Annotated in this window: 21 protein-coding genes; 17 read left to right on the top strand and 4 right to left on the bottom strand. The window is 50.0% G+C overall.

Features of this window, described 5'->3' with window-relative positions:
• Positions 1–9 precede the first annotated feature (9 nt).
• Genes ACFQZE_RS05410 through ACFQZE_RS05370 form a run of 9 tightly spaced genes read left to right on the top strand, consistent with a single transcriptional unit; the run spans position 10 to position 9,710 of the window.
• Positions 10–672, top strand: a complete 663-nt coding sequence (locus tag ACFQZE_RS05410) for a degT/DnrJ/EryC1/StrS aminotransferase (RefSeq protein WP_379354435.1) — start codon at positions 10–12, stop codon at positions 670–672.
• The gene (locus tag ACFQZE_RS05405) at positions 669–1,991 is read left to right on the top strand and encodes a DegT/DnrJ/EryC1/StrS aminotransferase family protein (protein WP_379354433.1); all 1,323 of its coding nucleotides are present in this window, start codon (positions 669–671) and stop codon (positions 1,989–1,991) included. Before ACFQZE_RS05410 ends, ACFQZE_RS05405 begins: the two co-directional genes overlap by 4 nt.
• On the top strand, positions 1,988–3,034 hold the full coding sequence (gene argC / locus ACFQZE_RS05400) for an N-acetyl-gamma-glutamyl-phosphate reductase (protein ID WP_379354431.1): 1,047 nt from the start codon (positions 1,988–1,990) through the stop codon (positions 3,032–3,034). Before ACFQZE_RS05405 ends, argC begins: the two co-directional genes overlap by 4 nt.
• On the top strand, positions 3,034–4,941 hold the full coding sequence (locus tag ACFQZE_RS05395; protein ID WP_379354429.1) for a M20/M25/M40 family metallo-hydrolase: 1,908 nt from the start codon (positions 3,034–3,036) through the stop codon (positions 4,939–4,941). The genes argC and ACFQZE_RS05395 overlap by 1 nt, the downstream gene beginning before the upstream one ends.
• Entirely contained in the window at positions 4,874–5,683 is an 810-nt protein-coding gene (locus tag ACFQZE_RS05390) for a 1-deoxy-D-xylulose-5-phosphate synthase N-terminal domain-containing protein (protein WP_379354427.1), read from the top strand. Before ACFQZE_RS05395 ends, ACFQZE_RS05390 begins: the two co-directional genes overlap by 68 nt.
• Positions 5,680–6,615 carry a transketolase family protein gene (locus ACFQZE_RS05385; RefSeq protein ID WP_379354425.1) on the top strand — a complete coding sequence of 312 codons (936 nt, stop codon included), beginning with the start codon at positions 5,680–5,682 and terminating at the stop codon, positions 6,613–6,615. The genes ACFQZE_RS05390 and ACFQZE_RS05385 overlap by 4 nt, the downstream gene beginning before the upstream one ends.
• Positions 6,605–7,825: an MFS transporter gene (locus ACFQZE_RS05380; RefSeq protein WP_379354423.1), complete on the top strand. Its 1,221-nt coding sequence runs from the start codon at positions 6,605–6,607 to the stop codon at positions 7,823–7,825. The genes ACFQZE_RS05385 and ACFQZE_RS05380 overlap by 11 nt, the downstream gene beginning before the upstream one ends.
• A gap of 48 nt (positions 7,826–7,873) precedes the next feature.
• On the top strand, positions 7,874–9,130 hold the full coding sequence (locus ACFQZE_RS05375; protein ID WP_379354421.1) for an ATP-grasp domain-containing protein: 1,257 nt from the start codon (positions 7,874–7,876) through the stop codon (positions 9,128–9,130).
• Between the two features lie 40 nt (positions 9,131–9,170).
• Entirely contained in the window at positions 9,171–9,710 is a 540-nt protein-coding gene (locus tag ACFQZE_RS05370) for a flavodoxin family protein (protein WP_379354419.1), read from the top strand.
• Positions 9,711–9,892: 182 nt separating this feature from the next.
• Here ACFQZE_RS05370 and ACFQZE_RS05365 read toward each other — a convergent pair whose 3' ends face one another.
• Entirely contained in the window at positions 9,893–10,597 is a 705-nt protein-coding gene (locus ACFQZE_RS05365) for a YceI family protein (protein ID WP_379354417.1), read from the bottom strand.
• A 180-nt stretch (positions 10,598–10,777) separates the two neighbouring features.
• On the opposite strand from ACFQZE_RS05365, the gene ACFQZE_RS05360 reads away from it, so the two are divergent.
• From ACFQZE_RS05360 to ACFQZE_RS05340, 5 genes are all read left to right on the top strand, one after another.
• Positions 10,778–11,461, top strand: coding sequence for a response regulator transcription factor (locus ACFQZE_RS05360; RefSeq protein WP_379354415.1), 684 nt, complete (start codon positions 10,778–10,780; stop codon positions 11,459–11,461).
• Positions 11,446–12,855, top strand: a complete 1,410-nt coding sequence (locus ACFQZE_RS05355) for an ATP-binding protein (protein ID WP_379354413.1) — start codon at positions 11,446–11,448, stop codon at positions 12,853–12,855. The genes ACFQZE_RS05360 and ACFQZE_RS05355 overlap by 16 nt, the downstream gene beginning before the upstream one ends.
• A gap of 81 nt (positions 12,856–12,936) precedes the next feature.
• Positions 12,937–14,406 carry an aminotransferase class I/II-fold pyridoxal phosphate-dependent enzyme gene (locus ACFQZE_RS05350; protein WP_379354411.1) on the top strand — a complete coding sequence of 490 codons (1,470 nt, stop codon included), beginning with the start codon at positions 12,937–12,939 and terminating at the stop codon, positions 14,404–14,406.
• A gap of 93 nt (positions 14,407–14,499) precedes the next feature.
• Positions 14,500–14,850 carry an ArsR/SmtB family transcription factor gene (locus ACFQZE_RS05345; protein ID WP_379354409.1) on the top strand — a complete coding sequence of 117 codons (351 nt, stop codon included), beginning with the start codon at positions 14,500–14,502 and terminating at the stop codon, positions 14,848–14,850.
• Positions 14,847–16,973: a heavy metal translocating P-type ATPase gene (locus ACFQZE_RS05340; protein ID WP_379354407.1), complete on the top strand. Its 2,127-nt coding sequence runs from the start codon at positions 14,847–14,849 to the stop codon at positions 16,971–16,973. The genes ACFQZE_RS05345 and ACFQZE_RS05340 overlap by 4 nt, the downstream gene beginning before the upstream one ends.
• Before the next feature lie 64 nt (positions 16,974–17,037).
• Here the strand turns inward: ACFQZE_RS05340 and ACFQZE_RS05335 are convergent, their stop codons facing one another.
• Complete coding sequence (locus tag ACFQZE_RS05335; RefSeq protein WP_379354405.1) at positions 17,038–18,936, bottom strand: S8 family serine peptidase; 1,899 nt, start codon at positions 18,934–18,936, stop codon at positions 17,038–17,040.
• Between the two features lie 535 nt (positions 18,937–19,471).
• Between ACFQZE_RS05335 and ACFQZE_RS05330 the strand changes: the two genes are divergently transcribed.
• The 3 genes from ACFQZE_RS05330 to ACFQZE_RS05320 all read left to right on the top strand — a co-directional run bounded on the left by ACFQZE_RS05330 (position 19,472) and on the right by ACFQZE_RS05320 (position 22,950).
• Positions 19,472–20,857: a serine hydrolase domain-containing protein gene (locus ACFQZE_RS05330; protein WP_379354403.1), complete on the top strand. Its 1,386-nt coding sequence runs from the start codon at positions 19,472–19,474 to the stop codon at positions 20,855–20,857.
• An 87-nt stretch (positions 20,858–20,944) separates the two neighbouring features.
• The gene (locus ACFQZE_RS05325; protein WP_379354400.1) at positions 20,945–21,556 is read left to right on the top strand and encodes a TetR/AcrR family transcriptional regulator; all 612 of its coding nucleotides are present in this window, start codon (positions 20,945–20,947) and stop codon (positions 21,554–21,556) included.
• A gap of 239 nt (positions 21,557–21,795) precedes the next feature.
• Positions 21,796–22,950 carry a benzoate/H(+) symporter BenE family transporter gene (locus ACFQZE_RS05320; protein ID WP_379354398.1) on the top strand — a complete coding sequence of 385 codons (1,155 nt, stop codon included), beginning with the start codon at positions 21,796–21,798 and terminating at the stop codon, positions 22,948–22,950.
• Here the strand turns inward: ACFQZE_RS05320 and pdxR are convergent.
• The gene (gene pdxR / locus ACFQZE_RS05315; protein ID WP_379355520.1) at positions 22,940–24,376 is read right to left on the bottom strand and encodes a MocR-like pyridoxine biosynthesis transcription factor PdxR; all 1,437 of its coding nucleotides are present in this window, start codon (positions 24,374–24,376) and stop codon (positions 22,940–22,942) included. The genes ACFQZE_RS05320 and pdxR overlap by 11 nt on opposite strands.
• A gap of 536 nt (positions 24,377–24,912) precedes the next feature.
• Positions 24,913–25,167, bottom strand: coding sequence for a hypothetical protein (locus tag ACFQZE_RS05310; protein WP_379354396.1), 255 nt, complete (start codon positions 25,165–25,167; stop codon positions 24,913–24,915).
• Positions 25,168–25,201: the final 34 nt, after the last annotated feature.

Raw genomic sequence — 25,201 nt, 5'->3', positions numbered from 1 at the left:
AGGAGAGAGATGGGAGAGACAATTACGAAGCAAGTGCCCGTTATCGGGAAAGAGCATTTTTTTTCAATATCGTTTGTACTGTCGAGAGTGTTGAACTCGGGTGTTATTATGAGCATCGAAAAAAACGATTTTGAGCTGAAGGGGCTTGAAAAAAGTATAGCCAAACTGACGGGCGCGGGGTATGTTTCCTTATTCAACAGCTTCACTGGAGCCATACATGGAGCGTTATGGGGGCAGGATATCGGCCATCAGTCCGTTGCCAGGCTCGATGAGCCGAGCGAGCAGGAAAAACGGTTTGTCAATTGGCTTGGCGTGTCTCTTGTTACGGATTCATTTGTCGAAAAAGCGTTTGAGACGATTTCCGTCAATTGGGACAATTTGGAGCGGCTGGACCGGATCGTTCAAGGAGCGGTCGGGCAAGCGCCCGTTCTGGTGCTTGACTTTAGCGGACTCGGCTTCGGGCCTGTTGCAGCCATTGCGGCTAATGACGAGAAGATATGGAAAAAGGCGGAGCGACTCAAAATATTCGGCGCCTTCGATTTGCAAACGATGTGGACGCAGGAGGAAAGCGAGCCGGAGCTGCAGCCTGCGGTTCAGTTCAATTATAGGCTTAGCCCATTGGTGGCGGCATGTGTCAAGATCGCTCTGTTAAGGAGGAATCAAGCCTCATGAAGACCGATTTTATTCGCAAGCCGTTGGAATTGCCGTCTGAGGAATGGGTCAATGAAACGTTGTCCTACTTCGGAGGGCCGTCCGTTATCCCGGAAGACGTAAGAAAAACCAATTTTCCGATCATCACGAAAGAAGACCTTATTCAAATGTTTGTCTCCATCCAGCAGGATGGGGACGGGGTGGTTGAGGAGTTTAAGGAAGCTTACCGCAAATACGTAGGGGCGAATTATGCCATTGCGACGGCAAGCGGCACGTCCAGCCTGCATCTGGCTCTGGTTGGCGTTGGCGTGCAGCCGGGGGATGAGGTCATCGTTCCCGCGTTTACGTTTATTGCGACGGCGCAAGCCGTTGTGGCGGCCAAAGCGATTCCGATTTTTGTCGATATCGATCCCATTACGTATTGCATTGATCCAACGAAAGTGGAAGCCGCCATTACAAGTAAAACAAAAGCGATCATGCCGGTGCATGTGCACGGCTTGCCTGCCGATTTGCCGGCTCTTAGAGCAATTGCCGACAACTATTCGCTGAGGCTCGTAGAGGATGCTTCCCACGCTCATTCCGCTTCCATTCATGGACAAGTAGCAGGATCAATCGGCGACGGAGCCGGGCAAAGCCTTATGGCGGACAAAAACTTCCCTGTTGGCGGAGAAGGCGGCATCGCCTTTTTTAAAGAACAGGAAGATTACAAGCGGGCGCTGGCGTTTCTGGAAACGTCGGGCATCGATTACCGAATGTCCTGGATTGCCGCCGCGTTTGGCTTAAGCCAGCTTGATCGGCTTCCTTACTACGACGCGATCAGGGCGCGCAACGCTTCTTATTTGACAAGAGAGCTGGCGAAAACGAAGTTGTTCAGCGGGCCGCATGTCCCTGAGGGCTATAAGCACAGCTACAATATGTACCGTGTCAAGCTGTCGCCGGAGCGACTCGGGCTGGACGATCTGGATGACTATCGGGTCAAGAATGCGATCGAGCAGCTTATCCATCATGAAGGCGTCTTTGCCAGAGAGTGGCAAAACGTGCCGATTCCAGGCCATCTTCCGTTCAAAAATCGGAAGGGATTCGGCAACGGCTATCCGTTTTCCTTATCCTCACGCCAAGATTTCGGCTACGATTTGCAAAACTTCCCTGAAACGTTGAAATTGCTCCGCAGCAGCTTGACGATTTGCCGCGAGCTGCGGACGCCTATCGAATACGAGCGTATTCAAGCGTATGCGCTGGCCTTCAAAAAAATCGATGCGAACCCGCGTATCATCCGAGAGCTCGTAGAGCGGGGCGGCGAACTTAAGGCGCCCTATGAAAGAGACGCGAGACTGGGATGAGCGGGCAAGGAAAGAGACGAGTAGCCATACTCGGCGGCAGCGGGTTCACTGGCGCCGAATTGTACAGGCTGCTCGGAAGGCATCCGCATTTCGAAGTCGCCTTCGTTTCCTCGGAATCAAAGGCGGGAGTTGCGGCGGACAAATATTATATCGGATCGGTTCATAAAAAGAAGCCAAGCGCTCTTAAATTTAGCAAAATTGCCGACTTGGACGGGCATTACGATGCCATCTTTGCATGTTTGCCTACGGGAGAGCTGCCGCGAATTATAGAGCGGGTGGCGGAGCATACGGATTACATTTTTAATGTAAGCGGAGATTACCGGATCGCCGATCAAGACGTCTTGCAGCAGCATTATCCCGAAACCGTCAAATATCCTTTTGAGGGAGGCTGGCACTATTTTGTGCCGGAGTTCAGCGAAATCGACCGTTCTGTGAAAATCGTCAATTTGCCCGGCTGTATGGCCGTTGCGACGCTTTATACGATTTATCCGCTTGTCGCTCACGATTTAATAGAAGGAAGAGTTGTCACCGATGCCAAAACAGGCTCTAGCGGCGGCGGGAAGAAAGCTTCCGAGCATCATGCGGAGCGCTCGCAAAACTTCAGAGCTTACAAAGTTCATGGACACAGGCACCGGCCTGAGGTGGAAAATGCGCTTTCTGTTCATTTGGGACGAACGGTCGATTTGCAATTTTCCGTATACAGCCTGGATTTGCCGCGCGGCATTATGGCGACCACTTATTCCTGGCTGAAGGAGGGAGTGACAGCCGTCGATGTCAAAAAAGCGTTTTACGGAACTTATGCGTCCAAGCCGTTCCTTCATTATTTTAACTCCGGCGGCGGTTCGCCGATGATCAAGACGGTAGCGGGCACCAATTACGCCGAAGTCGGCGCTTATGTGGATGGTAGAAGCGTCGTATCGATTGCGACAATTGACAATTTGATCAAAGGCGCGGCGGGCCAAGCTGTGCAGGCGGCCAATCTTTATTTCGGTTATGAAGAGGAAGCGGGCTTGCCATTTGAAGGGGAAGGAGCGTGGCCTTAATGAGCTTGTATGTAGTGAAGCTTGGGAGCGGCACGATTGTCCATCATCCTGCCATCTTTGCGGAAATTGACCGCCTTGTGAAACGAGGCAACAGGGTGCTGCTTGTGGCGGGCGGCGCAGAGGCGATTCGTCAAAAGTATGAATCGCTTGCGCGTCCGCTCCCGTTTTTGACACTGCCTTCCGGCGACGAGGTGCGGTATTGCTCGCCCGAAGAGATGCCTTATATTCGGGAAGCCTATCACGAAAATATTTTGTCGGTCGTTCGCACGGAACTGCAGGGCTACGGGCTTTCGGTATTCGCGCAGCTTGGCGGCGACCACGGTCTTGTGCGCGGGCAGAAAGCGAAGCCGATTAAAGCCGTTAAAGACGGGAAAACGGTTATCGTCCGCAATTCCTTGTTCGGCCAATTTACGGGAAGCCATAGCGGTTTCCTCCATTCGGCTTTGGAATCGTTCGACGTTGTCGTCCTTACTCCGCCGATTTGGGATCCGGAGATCAGCGCCTATATAAATATCGATGCCGATGTGCTTGCCGCCCATTTGGCAGTTGATCTAGGCGCCCACCATCTCAGATTTGTAACGGGTACTCCCGGCTTGCTAACGGATATCGACGATCCCTCTTCCACCATTACGGACGTTTATTTGAACGATGAATTGCCCTCCGTTATAGGACGGATGAAGCAGAAGGTTCGCGCTGCTTTGGTCGCCATACGGGAAGGAATAAGCGATGTGCATATTACCGGTCCCCATTCGCTCGAAGAGGGAGGAAAGACATGGTTTTGGAACACGGAGCGCGGCCCCGAAAAGTTTGATTTGCTGAACAAAGTGGTCCGCATTCCTTCCGTTTCCGAAGATGAGCGGGAGCTTGCCCGTTATTTGCTGCAATCGGTTAAGCATCCTTCGGTGGAGGGGCTGATCGACGAGGCCGGCAATATTGTGTTTCAAAAAGGAAACGGGGAGCAAACGCTGCTGCTCCTTGGTCATACCGATACGGTTCCCCATGTATGGCCGGTCCGCAGCGATGCGGGGGGCGTGACGGGAAGGGGCGTCGTCGACGCCAAAGGCAGCTTCGTGAACTTCCTTCATACGCTGGAGGACGTTGAGGTGCCGGAAAACGGAAAGCTGCTCGTCATTGGGGCGGTGGAAGAGGAAATTTCCTCTTCCAAAGGAGCTTTTTACGTTCGCGATCACTATAGGGCGGATGCCGTCATCATCGGCGAGCCGAGCGGCGCGGAGGGCTTGACGCTTGGCTATTTTGGACTATTTAAGCTGCGAATAACCGTTCAGCGGCCTCAGGAGCATACGGCGGCCAAAGATACGGTCAGCGTTATCGACGAGCTTTACGGCATCGTGTCGGACATTCGCCAGCGGGTGAAGGAGGTTGATGCGGAGTCGCTTTCTTCGCTGATCGATATCGAGCATCGCAGCGAACAAGGCATCCTGACAGCGGTAGGCATTTTGAACTTTAGAGTGTCTCCTGCGGCCGGTCACGACTATAAAGCCAAAGTCGAGCTGGAGTTCGGCGACGGAGTGACGGTGGAAGTGCTTCGCTCCACACCGGGATTTGCGAATCCGCGTTCGGATACGCTGGTTAAATCTTTTGTGCGCAGCTTTGCGAAACATGGGAAGTCGATTCGCTATTTGAAAAAGCGCGGAACAAGCGACATGAACACGCTAGCCACGACTTGGAAAGGCGTCCCGATGGTCGCCTACGGGCCGGGCGATTCCAGCCTCGACCATACGAACGACGAATATTTGCATTACAGCGAGGCGGAGGAGGCCAGAACTTTATTAAATGAAGCCGTAACGGAATGGTTCCGGCTGCGAACGGAGGGTGCGGGTGGAGCAAGCGATACCGATTCAAAGGGAACGCAGCGAGGACATCTTGTCGTTGCAAGAGAAGGCTAAAGAGGCGAGAAGTCTTATTATCGATATGGCTGCCACTCCTACGGGCTGCCATATCGGGGGCAGCTTGTCGGCTATTGATTTATTGATCGGCGCTTACGCCAAAGCGGGCCATGATCCCAATTCCAGTGTCATTTTAAGCAAAGGACACGCAGCTACGGCATTATATGCCGCTCTGCATGTTTACGGCATCATTCCGGACAATCCGGCGGAGAGCTACGGCCGGGAAGGCTCGTTATTTACAGGGCATCCCAACCATAAGCTGCCGGGCATTCCTTTTGCTACGGGCAGTCTGGGCCATGGCGTTCCGTATGCGGCAGGCTGGGCGCTTGCCCAGAAGCTGAAAGGAAGCGGCGGACTCGGCATCGTCATCGGCGGAGACGGGGAGCTGCAAGAAGGGCTGTGCTGGGAAACGGCGCAAATTGTGCAGGCGCAATCCCTTACTAATTTTATTTATATCGTCGATTGCAACGGCGGGCAAAATGACGGCTACGTAGCGGATATTTCCCCGCTGCCCCGTTTGCGCGAGCGATTTGAATCGTTTGGATTTGCCGTTAAGGAAATTGACGGCCACTCTTTCGAGGACATTTTGGACGCGTTAGCTGCGGGGTCCGACAAGCCGCTGGCCGTTTTGGCGACAACCGTGAAAGGTAAAGGAGTTGCCGCTCTTGAAGGGAACGCGGAGGCGCATTATGCGAAAATACCGGAGAAGCTGGCGAAGAGATGGAAGGTGAGCCTGGCATGACAAAGTCGGGAAGAGACGCTTATCGCGACGAACTGGCGCAGCTTGCTTTTGACAACGAAAACATTATTTGTATCGAAGCCGATTTGGGAGGGAAAAACCATCCTTTTCAGCAGGCGCATCCGGACCGGTTTTTTAATCTCGGCATTGCGGAGCTTGCGGGCATCGATATAGCGGCAGGTCTGGCGGAAGCGGAATATGTTCCGTTTTTTTCGACTTTTGCCGCTTTCGCCGCCTTGAGAGCTGCCGAAAGTATGAAGCTGACGATGGGCTATATGGGTAAAAACATCAAGGTGGTCGCGGCATACGGCGGGGCTTCCGGCGGTTGGTTCGGCACTACGCATCATGCGCTGGAAGATATCGCAGTCGTTCAGTCGTTCCAAAATGTGCGGATTGCCTGCCCGCACGGCGAAGAGGAAACGAGGAGGGTGATCCGCGAAGCAGCGGCTTCAACGGAGCCGTATTATATCCGGCTTGCCCGGAACGATACGTTTGAAAGCTTGCCGCGTGAGGAGGGCTCAAGCTGCACGGACCTTTTGCTGGAAGGCGGAAGCGGCGCGGGCAAAGCCCCGCTTTGCCTTGTGTCGGTCGGGGAGCAAGCGACGGAGCTGTGCAAAGAAATCGTACGCAGAGATGAATCTATTGTTCATGCCCACTTGTGCTATATCGATATAAAAAGTTTGAAAGAAGCGGCGAACAAGATCGGGGAACTATCGGAGCGGATCATTGTCGTAGAGGAGCATCGGGCGACGGGCGGCACCGCTTCGTACCTCGCACTGTTGCTGCCTAAGCATGAAATTTACGCACATTCAACGGGCGAGCATTGGCCGATCTATGGCGGGACGCATACCGAGGTTTTGGACTATTTAGGATTTGGACTTGAGCCTTTGGAGCGGCAAATCCGGGAAATTGCAGGTGTTGCAAATGGTGTTTAGCGTTCTAAGATCAAAAAACTTCCGCCAGTACTTCGCTGCGGATATCATCTCCGGCTTTGGCGTCGGGATGAGCACTATCGGGGCCAATTGGTATTTGATGGATCAGACCGATTCCATTACCTCTGTCGGACTGATGCTTTCCCTAAATGTCATTGCGGGGTTTCTCATTTCCGCTTTTGCGGGTACTTTGATCGACAAATGGAATCGGAAATCGATCATTTTATGGGCGAATGTGCTCCGCGCGCTGGCGCTGTTTCTTATTTTGGGAGGTTTTTTGTGGACGGGATTCCGCATTGAATATTTGTATGCTTTTGCGGCCATTAACGGAATGGGCTGGGCGCTCTATATGTCCGCATCGAGAAGTTTGGTGCAGGAGCTGCTAACGGAAAAAGAGCTCATTCACGGCAACTCGCTCATCGAAATCAGCCTGCAGGTCGGCATGTTTATGGCGGGGGCGCTCTCCGGCATCCTATACAAATTTGTTGGCTTTGAAATCATTTTGCTGCTTAATGCGCTCGCTTTTATCGTCAGCAGCTTTTTCCTGACGCGTATCCGCTATACGCCGATTGAGGCAGTAAATGAAGGGGAACCGTATTTGGTCACGTTCAAAAACGGCATTCGTTATTTGGCGGAACGCCCGTTTCTCTTTTTGCTAGGCGTCGTCTCCATTATCCCGCTCGTGACTACGATGGTGTTTAACGTCGTGCTGCCTGGTTATGTGAGCGACTCCGTTAAAGGAGATTCTGTCGTATTTGGCCTTGCGGATATGTTTTACGGAATTGGTGGACTTATTTCGGGGTTCATAGCCGCTCCTATTGCCAAAAAACTGTCGGCAAACGGTACGGTCGTCTTGTTCTTTTTGGTATCGGTGCTAAACCTCGTGGCTGTTGCGTTTAATTCGACGATTCTGCTGCTCTACTTCGGCAGCGTATTGATAGGCCTGACTAATTCGTCGCTGCGAATAGTGATGACAACTACGCTGATGGAATCGGTATCGAAAGCGTATATGGGCCGCGCCACTTCGGTTTGGATGGCGATTTCGCTGCTGCTGCAAACCGTTTCTGCGACGGGGCTTGGCGTGGTGATCGACCGCTTCTCGCCGGGGGTCGGATTTTTATGTATGAGCGCGCTCATGTTCGTGGGACTGATTCTGTTTGCGGTGCTGACGGCCCGCAGCCGAACCGCTCAAAAAGTTACGCTTGAGGCGTAGAGCCCGGAGTTTGAACGCTCTACTGGAAAAAAAGGAGGAGGGAAAGGGATGGGAGCAAGCAAAACAGTTGCTTTTGTGGAACCTAGCTTTTACGGTGTCAGCTTTGCAAGAGCAGCCCACGAGCAGGGGCATAAAGTGATTTCCATTGTGTCGTCTACAGAAAATCCCCGCAAATATGGGTACGAGGGCATCTATCATGATTTGATTGTCGCCGATATTCGAGATGAAGAGTCGCTTTATGAAGCGATCCAGCAATCGCCTTATGCGAATCAGCTCGACGCCCTCGTGCCGGCTACGGATTACGCGTCCCACTTGACCGCCAAGGTGGCCGAAAGGCTGGGGCTGCGCGGCATTCCTTACGAGGCGGCGCTTAAAGCGCGCAACAAGGACTTGGCCCGTGAAGCGTATGCGGAGCATGGCGTGCCAAGCGCCAAATTTAAAAAAGTAAAATCGTTCGAAGAAGCGGCTCAGGCGGCGGATGAAATCGGATACCCGGTCGTTCTGAAGCCGACGAATGCCGCAAGCAGTCAAAACGTATATTTTATTAATACTGCTGAGGAACTGCGGCAAGCTTTCGACATTATCATCCAGTTTAAAGTCACTTATATGGATTTTAAAGTTCGAGAGGAATATTTGATTGAAGAATATTTGGACGGTCCGGAGTTTAGCGTGGAGCTGTTCCTGCGGGATAGTGAAGCGATTTTTGCGGCAGTCACAGAAAAAGTAACTTCTCCGCTTCCTTATTTTGTGGAAGTATTGCATACGCTGCCGACTCCGTCCCACCGCGAGCAGGAGCAAAAGATCATACAAGTAGCGGTTGCCGCCTTGCGTGCCATCGGCATAACGAACGGTCCGAGCCATGTTGAAGTGAAGCTGTCGTCCACAGGACCTCGCATCATTGAAGTAAACGGCAGGCCGGGCGGCGACAATATTTCATCCGATTTGCTCGTGCAGGCTTTTGGAATTGACATTTTTGAAGCAACGGTCAATTATTATTTGGAACGCCCGATTGAAATCGGGAAGAAGCATCATAAAGCCGCCTCCATCGCATATGTTACGGCTGACCGGGACGGCATTTTTGAACGGATTGAAGGAGTGGAGGAGCTGCTGAAGCATGACGGAGTTGTCCGCACCTATTTCGGCGCATATCCGGGCGATGCTGTTACGGTGGCCAAAAGCTCGGATGACCGGTTAGGTTATATTATTACAGTAGGCGACACGCCCGAACAGGCCAAAGAGCTTGCCGCTTCGCTAGTAGGCAGATTAAAAGTCGTATATCGGCAGCAGGAAATTGAAATTGCCTAGCAGGAAGTTGGAAATGCTTAAATGAAGGGAGCTTAAACTTATGGGCATTGCCGTCATTTACGGAAGCTCGCGGAAAAACGGCAATTCGGAGCAATTGGCGAGTTTGCTCGTAGAAGGATTTGAGGCGGATCACATCCATTTGTCCGATTATCGAATCGAACCGATTACCGACTATCGCCATTCCGAAAAGGGGCCCTATCCAGACGACGACTATTATGAGGTGATTGGGCGCGTATTGGCGCAAGATACTCTTGTATTTGCAACGCCGATTTATTGGTACGGCCCATCGGGCTTGACCAAAACGTTTATCGACCGCTGGTCCCAGTCTTTGCGCGAAAATAAACCGGAGTTTTTGGCTAACCTTTCGGCCAAAACCGCTTGGGTCATCGGAGTCGGCGATGACGATCCTCATTTAAAAGGGATTCCGCTTGTGCAGCAGTTCCAGTACATTTTCGAATATACGGGAACGACATATGCCGGCTATATTTTAGGTAAAGGGAATAAGCCCGGCGATATTTTGCAAGATACTGTTGCGCTTGCGACGGTTGAAGAAATTCGGAAAAAGTGGCTTTCTTCGTAAGGAGCAGGAGCGCACAAGAAAATGTCGAAGCGCTTAAGCATCAACTTATGGGTGGTTTTCGCGCAGAAGATTTATTTTGAGTCGAAATTAAAATAAAGAGCCATTCAAACCGCTTTTACAGTGGGTTAAATGGCTCTTTTTAATGCTGATGTCTCGTATGATGAAACTTTAAACGCTATAGCTTATGCCTTCGTCAATTGAAGCTCCAGGCGGACCGTCAGCTCGTTTTCCGTGCTGAGCACTACTTTATGAGGGTTTGTTAGTCCAAAATCTTCAAACGTCACTTTAGTGGTGCCGGAAAGTTTAAGCGAGTTTTCGCTATACAGCGCTTGGGAGTCGAAAACAACCTCTTTGTCTATTCCTTTTACGTTCATCGTCCCCGATATGGAGAGAGGGACAACTTGTCCTTCCTTCCATTCCGAAGTGTTCAGTTCAAACGAGGAGGCTTTAAAAGTCGCTGTCGGATGCGCATCCGTTTGCAAAAAGTCCGGGCTGGCAATATGGGAATCGCGCTGGGAGTTGCCAGAAGAAAGCGAGGCCAAATCGACGATTCCTTCTCCTGTCATATTGTTAGGGTTGTTTAAGTCGAATAGCCAATCGCCTGTAACAGAGTCCATCGAAAAGTTGACTTCCTCCCGTGACGTTTTTACAGTGAAATAAACATGGGAGGGTTCGCCAATCGACCAACTGCCATTTAGCTGATCCGCTTGTACGGAGACCGCCGCTGAAGCGGACGAAGGCTCCGGCTGCACCCCGCCGCTTGCCGGGATCACTTCTTCAATTTCAACATGGTTGCCGGTAAAATAATCGTATGTCGCATATCCCCCAGTCAAACAAACCAAACCTACAGCGGCCGCTATCCATATTCTTTTGTTGTTTTTTTTCATTTCGTCTCATCTCCCATTCCGATTCTATCAACTGTAATTTCCAGAACGATCCAAGTATAACAGTCCAATATGTCGAGTAGATGTCTGGAAAAAAATGTTTTAAATTCGTAGACAGAGCGATAGGCTTGTGTAAAATATGAGGTAATCATATGCGTGAATGAGGCAAGGAGAGACGCCGGGATGAAAACGATTTTGATCGTGGAAGACGAAATGGCTATTTTCAGAGTGCTGAGCGCCTATTTGAAAAAATCGGGCTTTAACGTGGAGCATGCGGCCGACGGGGAGCGGGCGCTCGCTTTTTTCGATCACATACAACCCGAGCTGGTACTGTTAGATGTCATGATTCCTGTCATCGACGGATGGACCGTCCTGCGGCGTATTCGAGAAAGCGGCAGTTGTCCCGTTATTATGCTGACGGCAAGAGGGCAAGTACAAGATCGACTCGCCGGGCTGAATGACGGTGCGGATGATTATATGACTAAACCTTTTGTTCCCGAAGAGGTGGTGGCCAGAGTACAGGCGGTACTTAGACGTTCGGCCCACTTGCTTGTGAACGGCAGAAGCCGCCATTTCGGAAGAGTTCGCATCGATTTTTCCGCTCATCGGGTTTATTTGAACGGTGCGGAAGTGGCGTTAATGCCTCGCGAATTGCAGTTGTTTTTATTTTTTGCAACCAATCCAAATCGGACTTTTACAAGGGAGCAGTTAATCCGGCATATATGGGGAGACGATTATGAGGGGAGCGACCGGGCTGTGGACTTGTCGATCAAACGGCTCCGTCAATCGCTCGCGCATTGGCCGCAATCGGAAGGCGAAATTCGCACTCTTAGAGGACTGGGGTATCAATTATGGGTAAAAGAGTAAAGGAGAAACGCAAATCGACCATATTATATTATTGGACGCTGCGGTACATGCTCATTTTGGCAGCCGGTTTGGTGCTTGTGACTACAGCTTATGTTTTTTTCATCGACAAAAATGAAAGAGACAACGCACTGCAAATGAGCAGCCTGTTCGGGCAAGAGCTTGCGGAGCGTCTGGTGGATTCGGACGGTAACCTTTATGTCCCGCAAGATATTAACAAAATGATAGAGTATCGAAAAAAAGATTACAATATAGACGAGTGCAACATTGTCATTACGGATGCCGACGGCGCGCTTTTAAAGCCGATTGAGGATCCCCGCAGCGGACGGCTCATTACGAAAACAGATATTAAATCGATTGCGCAAGAGCCGCATATGTACGCAACCGTTACTCCCGTTTTGGCTGGGGAACAGAAAGTTGGGCAAATTTTTATCGTGCAAGAGATTAAACCGCTTTTTTATTCATTTAAAGAAAATGGATTGTGGTTCATTGCTTTTGTCGGTCTATTGATTTTGGGCTGGTTTACGATTTATTTGCTTTCGAGAAAATTATCCAGGCCTATTCGCGAGGTCGCTTCCGCCGCCCGGTTGGTCAGCCATGGACAATATTCCATCTCTTTGGACGAAAATGCTAAAGAAAAGGAGATTGCGGAGCTGGTGGTTTCTTTTAAAGAAATGGCTCAAAAGCTTAAGCAGTCGGAGGAATGGAGAGCCGTAATGCTGGCAGGGGTTACGCATGAGCTGAAAACACCGATCACGTCCATTAAAGGACTCGTTTATGCGGTATTGGAAGACGTTGTGGCAGGAGAGGAAAAGCAGGAGTTTTTGGATATCGCTTTAAAAGAGGCGGATCGCATGCAAGTGATGATTGATGATTTGCTGGATTACAATGCATTTGCGATTGGCAGCGTCGACGTGATGACCGAAAATATAAATGCCGGCCAGTTAATCGAAGAAATCGTTTATCAATGGAATTTGGTTCAAGCCGAACGGGAATTTGAGCTAGAGGTCGATATCCCAAACGAATCTTTTAACGCAGTCGGCGATTCCTCCCGTATCCAGCAAATATTAATTAATTTATTGAACAACAGCGTTCAAGCTCGTCGAGACGGTCAACGTCTACAACTCAAAGTTTCACTAAATAAGCGAGCAGACGGTGTGCTTGCCGTCGAGATAGCAGACAATGGAACGGGCATTCCGCTTCATGAGCAGCCGCACTTGTTTGAACGTTTTTATCGCGGGGAAACCAATAAGCTAAGGCGCAGGGGGCTTGGGCTCGGGCTTACTTTTAGCCGAATGCTGGCACATGCAATGGGCGGTAACTTGGAGCTGGTAGAAAGCTCTGCCGAAGGGACGAGATTTAGACTTACGCTAGCAGCAACTCGGGATGAATCGTAAGCCATATTTTTTTAATTGACATTTGCATTGTGATTTTCTATAGTTCTCTTGTTTGCTTTTTTTACTTCAAGAGAAAAGAGGATGAGAGATAAGTTGAAAGATTTGAGCCAAGAACAAACACCCTTGTTTGATGCGTTGAAAAAATATGTCGACGACAAAGTCGTCCCTTTCCATGTCCCGGGGCATAAGCAAGGCCGGGGGTTAAAGGAGCTAGCCGATTATATCGGAGAGCGCACGCTGCAGATGGATGTAAACGGCATGGAGGATTTGGACTTTGCCAACAATCCTACTGGCGTCATTATGAAAGCGGAAAGGCTGGCGGCAAACGCATTTGGCGCAGATCACGCATTTTTTCTTGTTAACGGAACTTCCGCGGGCGTGCAAGCGATGATTATGAGCGCATGCGAGCCGGGAGATAAAATTATTATTCCAAGAAACGCACACAAATCGACGATTGGCGGCATTATTTTAAGCGGTGCCGTGCCCGTGTACGTTCAGCCGGAAATTGACGAACGGCTCGGCATTGCGATGAATATAACGGTAGACAGCTTGAAAAAAACGATCAAAGAACATCCGCATGCCAAAGCGGTGTTTGTCATTAATCCGACATACTATGGAGCCGTGTCCGATTTAAAAGCGATTGTAGACGTAGCGCACAGCCACGGCATGGCTGTTTTGGTCGACGAAGCGCATGGAGCGCATATGGGCTTTCACGACGAGCTGCCGACAACGGCTATGGAAGCGGGAGCGGATATGAGTGCCGCCAGCTTGCACAAAACGGCAGGGTCGATGACTCAAAGCTCTGTGCTGTTGCTAAAAAGCGAGCTGATCCCCTATGAAAGAGCAAAGCAGGTGCTAAGTCTGACGTTTACGACTAGCGCTTCCTATTTACTGCTTTGTTCGCTTGATGTTGCAAGAAAGCAGCTCGCCTTAAACGGAAGCGAAATGCTGCAAAACGCATTAGAACTGGCCCGCTGGGCAAGAGCGGAAATCAATCAAATTTCCGGCTTGTACGCTTTTGGACAAGAGCTTGCCGGGAAGGCTGGCTGCTATTATTTCGACGATACGAAGCTTGGCGTTTGTGTGTCGGGGCTAGGATTTTCGGGATACCAAATCGAGTCGATCCTTCGCAAGCAATATAATATTCAAGTGGAATTGTCGGATATGAACAATATTCTTGCCATTATTAGTCTTGGCGACCGACAGCAGGACTTGCAAGCGCTCATTGATGCGCTCAAAGACATTGCAGCGAAAACGGGGACGGCGAGCAGCCGCGAGCCCGTGCCGATACCGGCCAGCCCCAAAATGATCGTATCGCCAAGAAACGCTTTTTACAGTCCGAAAAAAGCCGTTTTGTTAGAGCAATCGGTAGGCGAGATCGCAGGGGAAATGGTAATGGCTTATCCACCGGGCATTCCGGTTATTTGCATGGGAGAAAGAATAACTAAAGAAATCGTGGATTATATTCAGATTTTAAAAGAGCAAAAATGCGAGCTGCAAGGAACGGCAGATCCTTTTGTCCATTATTTGCGCGTACTCGGTACGGAATAATGGGATGATGATTTGACTTATATATTAGCCGATGCTAATGTGTTATTAAACATATTAGCATCGGCTAATTTGTTTTTGGAGGAGGCAGGTTAAGTGAGCCGAGAGGAAACAAAAGCTAAGTTTATTAGAGGATTCAGCGATAAAACAAGGCTTCACATTTTGGACAGCATCAAAACGGAAGAAAAAACGGTATCGCAAATCGTGGAGGAGCTCAGCGGGAACCAATCTAATGTTTCTCAGCATTTGGCTTGTTTGAAGGGCTGCGGACTTATCGTGAGCCGTCAGGAGGGAAAATATGTCTACTACAGCTTGCGCAACGAAAACATTGCCGGAATGCTGACGCTCATCGATACCGTTTTTGCTCAGGTGGAGCAAGAAGTAGCCGCTTGCGAGCGAAACGACGAAATGAATTTGGAGCCAGTGAAGAGAGGGGATGGCGGATGAGCACGAAATCCGATTTTTTCGTACAGGGCATGGACTGTTCTTCCTGTGCGAAATCGCTGGAAAATCATTTGAACGGCAACCCGGCTGTCCAAAGCGTAAGCGTCAACTTTTCAACGGGTAAAATGACGGTTGAACATACGATGGCGGTAGAAGAGATTATGGCGGAAACGTCCAAAGTCGGTTTTACGGCGGCGCTTGCTTCTGGCAAACGAATGACTGAAATGAAGCGCAGCAAGTCTCTTTCGAACACTGTTGTATTATCGGGCGTTTTGCTGCTAATGGGCTTTATCGGTTCATTTTCCGAAGTATCCGACTCTTTAGTATACGCTCTGTACGCTCTATCTATAGTCGTGGGAGGAGCGAGGTCGGCGAAAAGCGCATTGTATGCGATAAAAAGCAAGTCGCTCGATATGAATGTGCTTATGACGACGGCAGTTATTGGCGCTGTGTCCATTGGCGAGTGGCTGGAAGGAGCTACGGTCGTCTGGTTATTTGCTTTAGGCCATTCGCTTCAAACCCGGTCGATGGAAAAAACGCGCAACGCCATTCGCGGCCTTATTGAATTGGCTCCGCCGATTGCCTACGTAAAGGATGGCAAGGAGCTGATGCAAAAAGCGGTAGAGGATATAGCGGTCGGCGAGAGAATCGTCATCCGGCCCGGCGATCGAATTCCGCTGGATGGGCGGGTAACGGGGGGATTTTCCAGTGTAAATCAAGCGCCGATTACCGGGGAATCCGTACCGGTTGACAAGCAGGAAGGCGATGCTGTTTATGCCGGTACAATCAATGAGCAAGGAATATTGGAAGTGATGGTGACTAAACGGGTAGAGGATACGACTCTGTCCCGTATTGTCCGCCTCATGGAGGAGGCTCAGAAGGAGAAAGCGCCTGCGGAAGCTTTTGTCGATCGCTTTGCGCGTATTTATACGCCTATCGTGCTAGTGCTGGCGCTTTTCGTTATATCGCTGCCTCCGCTGCTTGGTTTTGGAGCTTGGGAAGAGTGGCTGTACCGGGGGCTGGAGCTGCTCGTCATCGCTTGTCCATGCGCGCTCGTCATTTCCACTCCTGTTGCAATCGTCTCCGCCATCGGAAGTGCGGCGAGAAACGGCGTGCTCATAAAAGGCGGGGCGTCTTTAGAGGCGGCAGGCCGGCTTACCTCTATTGTCTTTGACAAAACAGGGACGTTGACGGAAGGCAAACCGAGCGTTTCGAAGGTAGTCGCTTTTGGCGAGTCGGAGAGCCGTTTGCTGTCGGTCGCCTATTCGCTGGAACAACATTCCTCGCATCCGATTGCTGGAGCTGTCGTTCATTATGCTAAACAAAATGGAGCAGCGCTGCTCTATGTTTCATCTTTCGAACAATGGATAGGTCAAGGCGTGCGAGCCACGCTTGATGGCGAAGAGTATATGGCTGGCAATAGAGCGCTTTTTCGGAATTTGAATATCCCGTTTGGAGACGGAGAGGCGGAAATTACAAAGCTTGAGGAAGAGGGCCATACCCTTGTTATTGTCGGCAATTCGAGGGCGGTAATTGGCGTCATTGCCCTAGCGGACACGGTGCGCGAACAATCCGCTCAAGCGCTGCGTGAACTTAAGCACTGCGGCGTCAAGCAAATGGTCATGCTAACCGGCGATCATGAGCGGGCGGCGAAAAAAGTGGCTTTCGACATAGGCGTTACTCGCTTTTTGGCCGAACAAATGCCGGAAGATAAAGCGAAGGCTATCGAGCAGTTGCAGGCGGAAGGCCATACAGTTGCGATGGTAGGGGACGGCATTAACGACGCGCCTGCCTTAAAGAAGGCTGATATCGGCATCGCGATGGGCGGCGCGGGCACGGATACGGCTATTGAAACGGCGGATATGGTGTTGATGGCGGATCATTTGCAAAAGCTGCCGTATACGATTCGCTTAAGCCGCAAAGCTCTTACTATTATTAAACAGAACATTTGGTTTTCGCTTATCATTAAAGCGGCTGCGCTGCTTCTGCTTATCCCTGATGTTTTGACCTTGTGGATGGCGGTTGTGAGCGACACAGGTGCGGCGCTGCTCGTTATTTTGAACAGCATGAGATTGCTTCGCTTCAAGGACAATTATTCAAGCACAGAGGAAAAGGCCACCCTTTAAAGGGCGGCCTTTTTTAATATGCAGCGTTATTGTTGCGACAGGCTCATATCCAGTGAAATGGGAATTAATAAGGTCCTAAGTTGATCCATACGCCGGAAGGCGAGCTGTTAAGGTCAGGCCGCTGGTTTTGCGTCCACCATTTGGCTTGATATTTTATACCTTGATATCCGACAATTTGACCACCGAGGTATGCCGTTGAAGCGTTCCAAATGGGTAAGGAGTTGTTCACATAAACGGAGTTGCTGGCGGCGGACAGCTGATTGAAGCCGTCCCGTGCTTTAACTGTAATGTTAAATGCTCCGTTTGGCAGATCGCTTAAAGAAACGGATGTGCCCGTTGTTCTTTTGAAAGGGAGCAAATCGTTATTTAAGAAGACGTCATAGCCGATAATGCCAACATTGTCAGTAGAAGTGCTCCAAGTCAATTGAGTAGCTCCATTTACAACAGAAGCAGCAAGACCCGCAGGAGCGCTCGGTGCCGTTGTATCGCTAGGCACGCTTCCTGGCGCAGGCAAGCTGTCAATAATTTTTTTCAAATCGGGCAGCGCGCCAATGCGATCATTCGCAGGGTCGATCGACAACGTTTGATTAGGCAGCCATCTTAAAATACGGCGAATCTCAGCTGGGGAATAGGTTGCGCCGAATTTGGCTTTTGCAATGCCTTGAAGCTGGAGGACAGCACCTACAACAACTGGCGAGGCGGAAGAGGTTCCATTGAAGTAGTCGGTATAGCCGGTAGTTGAACTGACGTCGGAAGAGATTAATGTGGCTACATTTTCCCCGATACCGTGAACATCGATTCGATTGCCATAGTTGCTGAAGGAAAGTCTATAGTGAGGGTAAGTGGAAGAGCCGGCGCCAACGAGAATCGAACCGGAGTCTTTGAAATCCGGACTATTCGGATTAAACGTATGTTTGTTGTCTCCGGTAACGTATTGATCGAGATCGACGCTTCCGTTACCAGCAGCGGATACGACGACTATGCCAAGGCTTGTTGCATATTGAATCGCATCAAACTCTGCTTGCTGGGATTCGATAGGGAGCCAGCGATTGTTAGAACCCACTTGTACTTCAAGAAGAATGACGTCTCCTGCTTGCAGCGTTTGAGTGGCTGTCAAGATCGCTTCCGCTGTGCTCCAATTGCCTGTTGCGCGTACAAGCGAGGAAACATAAGGTTTAGCTTTGTTCGCGAGGCCGATGTTGCCGATCGAATTGTCGACTGCAGATACGACGCCAAGTACGGCAGTCCCATGGGCGCCATCTCCGACATTCGTTCCGCCCGGCAGCTGCTGAATGTTATGTGCGGCCAAATCTTCATGATTTAACGCCCAGCTCCATTCCACGTCGGCCCAGCTCACGCCTTTGCCGTCTCCGCCTTCAAATTGCCATGCATAAGGCGCATTGATACCTGTCAATTGTTCGGAATACTTTTGCAAGCTGTAGCGAGGGTCGTTAGCCGGTTGAACAGGAGTAGTGTTTGGAGTAAGAGTGGTTGGTTTTTCAGGCTTCTGTGTCACATAAGCGGTCTCCACGAGCGGAGAACTCTTTAACTTTTTCAATATCTGTTCCACATCTACCCCGGAAGGCAGCTTGGAAGAGTAATAGCGTTCAAATACGGATGCATCCGCAGAAGCGGTCAAGCTTTTTGCAGGTGAAGGCAACACTTCCTGTGAGAAAAGACGTTCAAACGACAAGCCTGGTACAACGGACAATGAAGAGAGAGTTCCTTGAGCGGCCAATGCGCTGCTGTTGATTTCTGCGAGAGTTTGCGCACGAAGCTTGACGACAATTTCTTGCTCGAAGGCTGGAAGGGCATTCGACGATGTTTGAATTTGCGTGTCAGTGGCCGGTTCCCCACTTTTCTGAGCGGCGTTGATTTTGGTTAAACTTGTGCCAAGCGAAAGCAATAACGACAAGACAAGAGCGACGGACAACGTGATTTTGAAGCGGGAATAACTGTACATGGTTTTCTCCTCTCTAATCTATAAAATTGATCCGCTAGCTTGCAAGTCTACTAATCCTACCAGCTTGCTAGGAGAATCTACTATAGTATAGGATTAGGAAGAAAATGGGTCAAAGTCCAAGTAAGCGTGAACAAAAATATAGGTCATAGACGAATGGACCAATTGCTTCATAATGCTTCGTTTTTTACAGATATGACATATATTTTATATAAATATGGAAAAGGCAGTAGCCTGAAAGTGAGTTTTAAGAGTTTAATCTATCAAAAGCTGAATAAGCAAACCATTTGAGCACGCCATAACAGGCGTGTTTGTTGTTTTAATGACATCCAGGAAAGCATCCAAATGGGCACAACGATAAAACTGGAATAAAAAAGAAAAAAATATGTTGACCGATAGGTCAACATAAGTTATGATTTTATTAACCGATCGGTCAGCGTGGTCGTGAAAAGTCGAAAGTTATATTTTACAACATCGTCCAACATAAAAAAGTTCACTACATTCCAAACCCTTTGAAAGGGAGAAAAGGAGCAATACAATGTCGAACAACTCATTTCATCAGATTCATTGGCAGGAGCGTTTGGATAAGTTCCGCGCTGCGTATCATGTGCCTGGGGCAGTGCTTGCTGTGTATGCAGACGGAAAAGTTTACGAAATGGCTAGTGGAGTGCTGAATCATAGCACAGGCGCAGTCGCGACTACCGATTCTGTGTTTGAACTTGGCTCCATCGCCAAAATTTATACCGCTACTGTGGTTATGCAATTGGTTGAGGCCGGAAAGCTTGATTTGGATGCGCCAGTGTCGTCCATACTGCCTGAGTTCGTCGTTGCCGATGCCGAAGCGACCAGAACGATTACGACCCGGCAGCTGCTCAGCCATACTAGCGGACTAACTTGCGACTTCAACCTCGACACAGGCCGGGGCGACGACTGTTTGGCCCGCTATGTGGAGGCGATTAAGGGAGTTGCTCTGGATTGCCCGCCTGGGACAGTTATATCGTACAGCGGCATCGGCTATATTGTACTCGGGCGTATGATTGAAACGATAACTGGCTTGACCTGGGACCAGGCGTTAAAAGATTTGTTGTTAACTCCGCTGGGACTTAGCAGCACAGCGACGCTGCCTGAGGAGCTGCTCCGTTACCGGGCAGCAATAGGACATCTCGTTGAGAAGGGGCAACAACCCGTCCCGATTTCTTCTTGGGACTACATGCCGCGTTCGGCAGGACCGGGCGGGAGAGTATGCGCGACCGCCTCCGACCTGGTCGGGCTCGCCCGGATGCATTTGGACGGCGGCAAAGGACCGGACGGCACTCGCATAATGGATGCCGACACCGTCGCATCGATGCAGCGGTATGAAGTTGACGTGCCGGACAAATGGACGGTCAGCTCAGACGGTTGGGGGCTTGGCTGGACGTTGTACAACTGGAACGGCGTATTAGGCTTCGGTCATGATGGCGCTTCCATTGGCCAGTATGGCTATGTGCGAGCGGTGCCTGAGAAAGGAGTGGCTATCGCTTTGGTAACGAACGGCGGGGGCTCCCGTTTGCTTTACGCTGCATTGTTCCGAGAGCTGCTCGATGAACTGGCGGGAGTGTCGATGCCGGATTCTTTTGCCCCGCCTGTTCCGCCTATCGTTGTGGACTTCACTCCGTTTGTCGGCATTTATAAGCGCGAGGGCGTAGTGATCACCGTTTCCGAACGCGAGGGAAAACCGCATTTGGTGTATGAATTCGTCGATGGCATGAAAGATTTATCGCCGCCTCTGCATATGGAGCTTGTCCCAGTGACGGAGACGGTGTTTGCGGGAAGCGGTGCCGGCCCATCCTTCAACGAGGATTGGATGCCTGTCGTGTTCTCCACTTTGCCGGACGGCACCGGCTGCTGCTACATCGGCATGCGTGCCGCCCCTAAAATCGCATAAGCCGAAATGAACAAGCATCATAGTATGCTCATCCCTTATGGTATACTTGAATCACATATATTAAATAGTAGGAAGGAACTGATCCGGTTGCCTTTGCAGCTTTATGAAAGAGAGCAGATTTTACAGGCATGCCTATCTGTATTTGCGCGCCACGGGTATAAAGAGGCATCAACTGGGATGCTGGCGGAAGCAGCAGGAATTTCTAAAGCTTTAATCTTTCATCATTTTAAAAGCAAACAAAACTTGTATTTCGAATTACTGGATCATTGTTATGAAAAGGTTGGAGCTGCGCTTCAGGCGGACACGGTTTCGCAGCACCAGCATTTTTTTGAAGCCGTTACGAGCTTTATGCGCAGCAAGTTCGACTACTACCGCAATCATTCCAATGAATCCAAATTGGTATTTGAGGCTTTTTATTCGACGCCTTCTGAACTGAAAGAAGAGATGGCTAAAAGGTATGAACATCGGCTCGATGCCAAAAATGAGGACTGGGAGCAATTATTTCGTAAAGCGGATCTAAGAGAAGGCGTGGATCGGGAAGAGGCTTTCGAATTTATTATGCAAACGCTCGGCTATTTTGAAAACAGGTTTTTTGTTGAGACGGCAGAGGCAGAAACTATTAATGAGGAATACGTCCAGAGCCTATTCCAAAAAATGATTCGTTATTGCGAGATGATTCGTTACGGCATTGTAAGGTAACTATCAGCCGAGACTTCAATAAGCAAGCAATCAAGTTTATAATGCAATCTGACGAAGAAGAGCTCCTCTTCGTCTTTTTTGCGCGTGCGGAACGATTTCTTTGTAAAACATCCGCAACTGAAAGTTGGATGGCTCATTTGCTTTCAAATTGGATGGTTGAAAAAGCGGCCAAATGAGGTATTCTTTGAGGATCAAATGAATGAGAACGAGGGCCTGAAATGGCGTTGGAAGGGAAGAGCATGGGAATTCATCGGTTTACGACGGGAGTCATGTCCGCTTTGCTGGCTTGTACGGGTGGGGCAATCATGGTTGTGCAAGCGGCAAACGCGGGCGGGCTGGAGAGAGCGCAGCTTCTTTCCTGGTTTATGGCTGTTTACGTCATAGGGGGAGCGCTCAATTTAGCGTTGACGTTAAAATATAAAGTGCCGTTTGCGGGAGCTCATTCCATCACGGCGGCCGCTTTTATCGGCACGATGGCGGCACATGTTCCTTTTGCCGAAATGGCAGGGGGCTTCATTTTGTCAGGAGTCATTATATTTGTGGCAGGTTGTACGGGATGGTTTGCGAAGGCGCTTGCCTATATTCCGAAAAATGTAATCGACGGGCTGCTTGCTGGACTGCTTCTCCCTTATGTGCTGAAAATCCCCTCTTCAATAGGGGGCATGCCTCTTGCCGGATTGCTGGCGCTTGCCGCTTATTTTTTACTTCCAGTCGTTACAAAAGTGTTGCCGCCCGCTATATGGGCGATTCTGTTTGGCTTTATCGGGCTTTTAATCGAAAACGGATGGCCCAAGCTTGCTTCGTTCGCTTTTTCTATGCCCGTCCCAGTTATGCCTGCATTTTCGGCGGAAGCCTTGTTTTCCATAGCGGTGCCGATCTCGCTGCTTGTAATGAGCAATGATTTGGCCGTCGCTTTTGCCTCGTTAAAAAACAACGGCTACGAACCGCCCGTTACCAAATCAATGGTGGCTTCTGGCATTGCCGGAATGGCTGCCGGCTTGTTTGGCGGTCATGCCGCCAATATCGGGGGAATGATGAGCGCTGTTTGCAGCAGCGAGGAAGCGGGCAAGTGGGAAGGGAGATATGGAGCAGCCGTCGTATCAAGCGTCATTGTGATCGGGTTTGGGCTGCTCTCGTGGAAGGTCATTCCCCTTATTCAATGGATGCCTGTTCCTTTTGTCGCCTTGATGACGGGGTTTTCTTTGCTGGGCATTTTTTGGAATAGCATCAAATCTACTACTGGCCGGGCAAAAGGGTCATTTCCCGCTATCGCGGCGTTTGCCGTTGCTGCGTTTCAGGTCAACTTGTTCGGCATCTCCGCCCCCGTATGGGCGCTGCTTGCAGGAGTTGCCGCCATCAAGCTTGTCTCGTGGAGAAAAAGGCTTAAGGCTTAAGCTCCCGCAGCGCTGCGGCGAATTTGGCGATGCCGTCTCCTATTTCTTCAATGTTCGGTCTTGCAAACGTAAAGCGGACATATCCAGGCTTAGAGCCGTACACGCTGCCCGGCACAAATACGACGCCTTGCCTTAATGCGGCTTCAAACAGCTTGCTGTCTTGCACCTCGGTTTGAAGCTTGCACCATAAATGCAGGCCGCCTTCGGGAACGGAATAACGAACAAGGCCCGGCAGCTCTTTGTTAAGCGCCTCGATTAGTAAGTCTCTCCTAAAAAGCAGCTCCATTCGGAGCCGTTCCAAATGAGGCTCGAAAGAAGGCGACTCCAAAAAAGAAGCGACGATTTGCTGAGGGATGACGCTCAGCCCAAAATCCATTTGCTGCCGCGCATCCGCCAGCCTTTCTACAATGGCGTTTGGAGCGACCATCCAGCCTACGCGCAGTCCGGAAGCGGCAATTTTGGAAAAAGACCCGATATAAAGCGTCGATCCAAGCGTATCCATCGACTTAAAAGGGGCAGGGGGCGAGCCTGAATAACAAGTTAAGCTGAAGGGATCGTCTTCCACAATGGGAAGTCCGAGCTCGCTTGTGATGTTCAGAAGCTCTCGTCGTCGTTCGTCTTCAAGTACTGTACCTGTCGGGTTATGGAAGTTTGGATTAATAAAAACCATTTTGATTCGATGTTTTTTATATAATGCCCTTATATCTTGCGGCCGGACTCCATGCCCGTCAACGGGCAGCCGAAACAACCGGATTCCCGCCGATTGAAACATCGGCAGCGAATAATTGTAAGACGGATCTTCAATCGCTACGGCGTCCCCGGGCGACAATAAACATTTTGTAATTAAAAAAAGCGACTGCTGCGAGCCGGAAGTAATGAGAATAGAGGATTCGGCTGCGTGTATTCCTCTATATTTTGCTAAGTAGGCCACGAGCGTTTTTCGAAGCGGCGCATAGCCCTGAGGATCGTCATACCCCAAATAGCCTTCATACTGTCTCTCTTTCATTAATGCGGAAATTTCCTTTGCTGGAGAGAGATCGGCGGCCAGCTCGCCGCTTGCAAAGTCGATCAGCTCCGGCTGAATCGCCAGCGCCTCTCTAATTTTTCGCAAAAACGGCACATTAGGCAAAAAGCTGCCTCCATCCGAATAGCTGTTCCAATCGGGCGAGAGCTTAGGAACGGCTCCCCATTTCGTCATGCTGACCCGCGTCCCGCTGCCGGGATGGCTTTCAATGACGCCCATCGCGCGAAGTTCCGCATAGGCCTGTACGACTGTGCTTCGGTTAACTCCAAGCTGTTCGGCCAGCTTTCTTTCCGGGGGAAGCAGACATCCCGGAGTATATTCGCCTTGGGCGATTTTTTGATCCAAGTGTTCGGCAATTTGTTCAAAAATAGCTTTTTTCGCGCGGCGATCGGGTTTCCACAAAGTTGTCACTCCCATTAATCTCTTCGTTACGTTTTGGCTTGAGTTTTTCACTACATGAGATTGACTCGCTTAAATGATACCACGAATAGGCGCGAAAGAAGCAATTTTACCGCTCAATTGGATGGTATAGGATGGTGGTCAGTTAATTGGATGGTCAAAATTACTCCCAAATTGGATGGTCTCAACTATATAAGACGCGATTAACATGGAAGCAAGCAACTAAGCACAAAAAAGCTCTATCGCAATTATAAAAGGAGGGCGTTGCCCATGCTTTATATCGTTATTATGTCGGTTATTATGGTAGGCGGGATTATTATTGGCGGAATGATGCTGAACCATATGATTAAGTACGACAGAAACTAAGTTGTAAATCGGAGTTGGTGGCGGAAGCTCAGAAACGACTGCAATGCACACCTCGGGTTAGAACAGCAGCTGAATGTTTTGCCAATGTCCATATGAAGGGTGCATTGCAAGCCGCGGTTGGGGCTCGTTAGGGGATTTTTCAATTGGAAGCGAGGTCTTTTTAGGGGATAGCGCTAGCTTGGCTGAGGGGTCTGATTATTCGCCTGGCAGTCATCATATAATTCCAGCGCTGCAGCAAATGCGGCTTCATGCGACACTCCAAATACAGTAGTAAGGGTAATATAAACATTGTTGAACAATTGATAACACTGGGCTTGCTCTTGCGCTTTGGCACTGACAGGAGCAGAAAATGGAGCAACAATTGCAAAAACAAGGGTAGCGGACAACAAGAGCCGGGTTATGCACGATTTCAGAAATCCTTTTTTCATAGTCATTCCTCCTCGTTATTGTTCAATTTCAAGT

Origin of the sequence: Paenibacillus sp. GCM10027627, assembly GCF_042675505.1 — a bacterium.
In the GTDB taxonomy this organism is placed as follows: domain Bacteria; phylum Bacillota; class Bacilli; order Paenibacillales; family Paenibacillaceae; genus Pristimantibacillus.
This window is presented reverse-complemented; position numbering and strand designations above follow the sequence as displayed.

Coding starts and splice junctions, on each gene's coding strand:
- ACFQZE_RS05410 (WP_379354435.1), top strand. CDS start 10: ATGGGAGAGACAATTACGAAGCAAGTGCCCGTTATCGGGAAAGAGCAT.
- ACFQZE_RS05405 (WP_379354433.1), top strand. CDS start 669: ATGAAGACCGATTTTATTCGCAAGCCGTTGGAATTGCCGTCTGAGGAA.
- argC (WP_379354431.1), top strand. CDS start 1,988: ATGAGCGGGCAAGGAAAGAGACGAGTAGCCATACTCGGCGGCAGCGGG.
- ACFQZE_RS05395 (WP_379354429.1), top strand. CDS start 3,034: ATGAGCTTGTATGTAGTGAAGCTTGGGAGCGGCACGATTGTCCATCAT.
- ACFQZE_RS05385 (WP_379354425.1), top strand. CDS start 5,680: ATGACAAAGTCGGGAAGAGACGCTTATCGCGACGAACTGGCGCAGCTT.
- ACFQZE_RS05380 (WP_379354423.1), top strand. CDS start 6,605: ATGGTGTTTAGCGTTCTAAGATCAAAAAACTTCCGCCAGTACTTCGCT.
- ACFQZE_RS05375 (WP_379354421.1), top strand. CDS start 7,874: ATGGGAGCAAGCAAAACAGTTGCTTTTGTGGAACCTAGCTTTTACGGT.
- ACFQZE_RS05370 (WP_379354419.1), top strand. CDS start 9,171: ATGGGCATTGCCGTCATTTACGGAAGCTCGCGGAAAAACGGCAATTCG.
- ACFQZE_RS05365 (WP_379354417.1), bottom strand. CDS start 10,597: ATGAAAAAAAACAACAAAAGAATATGGATAGCGGCCGCTGTAGGTTTG.
- ACFQZE_RS05360 (WP_379354415.1), top strand. CDS start 10,778: ATGAAAACGATTTTGATCGTGGAAGACGAAATGGCTATTTTCAGAGTG.
- ACFQZE_RS05355 (WP_379354413.1), top strand. CDS start 11,446: ATGGGTAAAAGAGTAAAGGAGAAACGCAAATCGACCATATTATATTAT.
- ACFQZE_RS05350 (WP_379354411.1), top strand. CDS start 12,937: ATGAGAGATAAGTTGAAAGATTTGAGCCAAGAACAAACACCCTTGTTT.
- ACFQZE_RS05340 (WP_379354407.1), top strand. CDS start 14,847: ATGAGCACGAAATCCGATTTTTTCGTACAGGGCATGGACTGTTCTTCC.
- ACFQZE_RS05335 (WP_379354405.1), bottom strand. CDS start 18,936: ATGTACAGTTATTCCCGCTTCAAAATCACGTTGTCCGTCGCTCTTGTC.
- ACFQZE_RS05330 (WP_379354403.1), top strand. CDS start 19,472: ATGTCGAACAACTCATTTCATCAGATTCATTGGCAGGAGCGTTTGGAT.
- ACFQZE_RS05320 (WP_379354398.1), top strand. CDS start 21,796: ATGGGAATTCATCGGTTTACGACGGGAGTCATGTCCGCTTTGCTGGCT.
- ACFQZE_RS05310 (WP_379354396.1), bottom strand. CDS start 25,167: ATGAAAAAAGGATTTCTGAAATCGTGCATAACCCGGCTCTTGTTGTCC.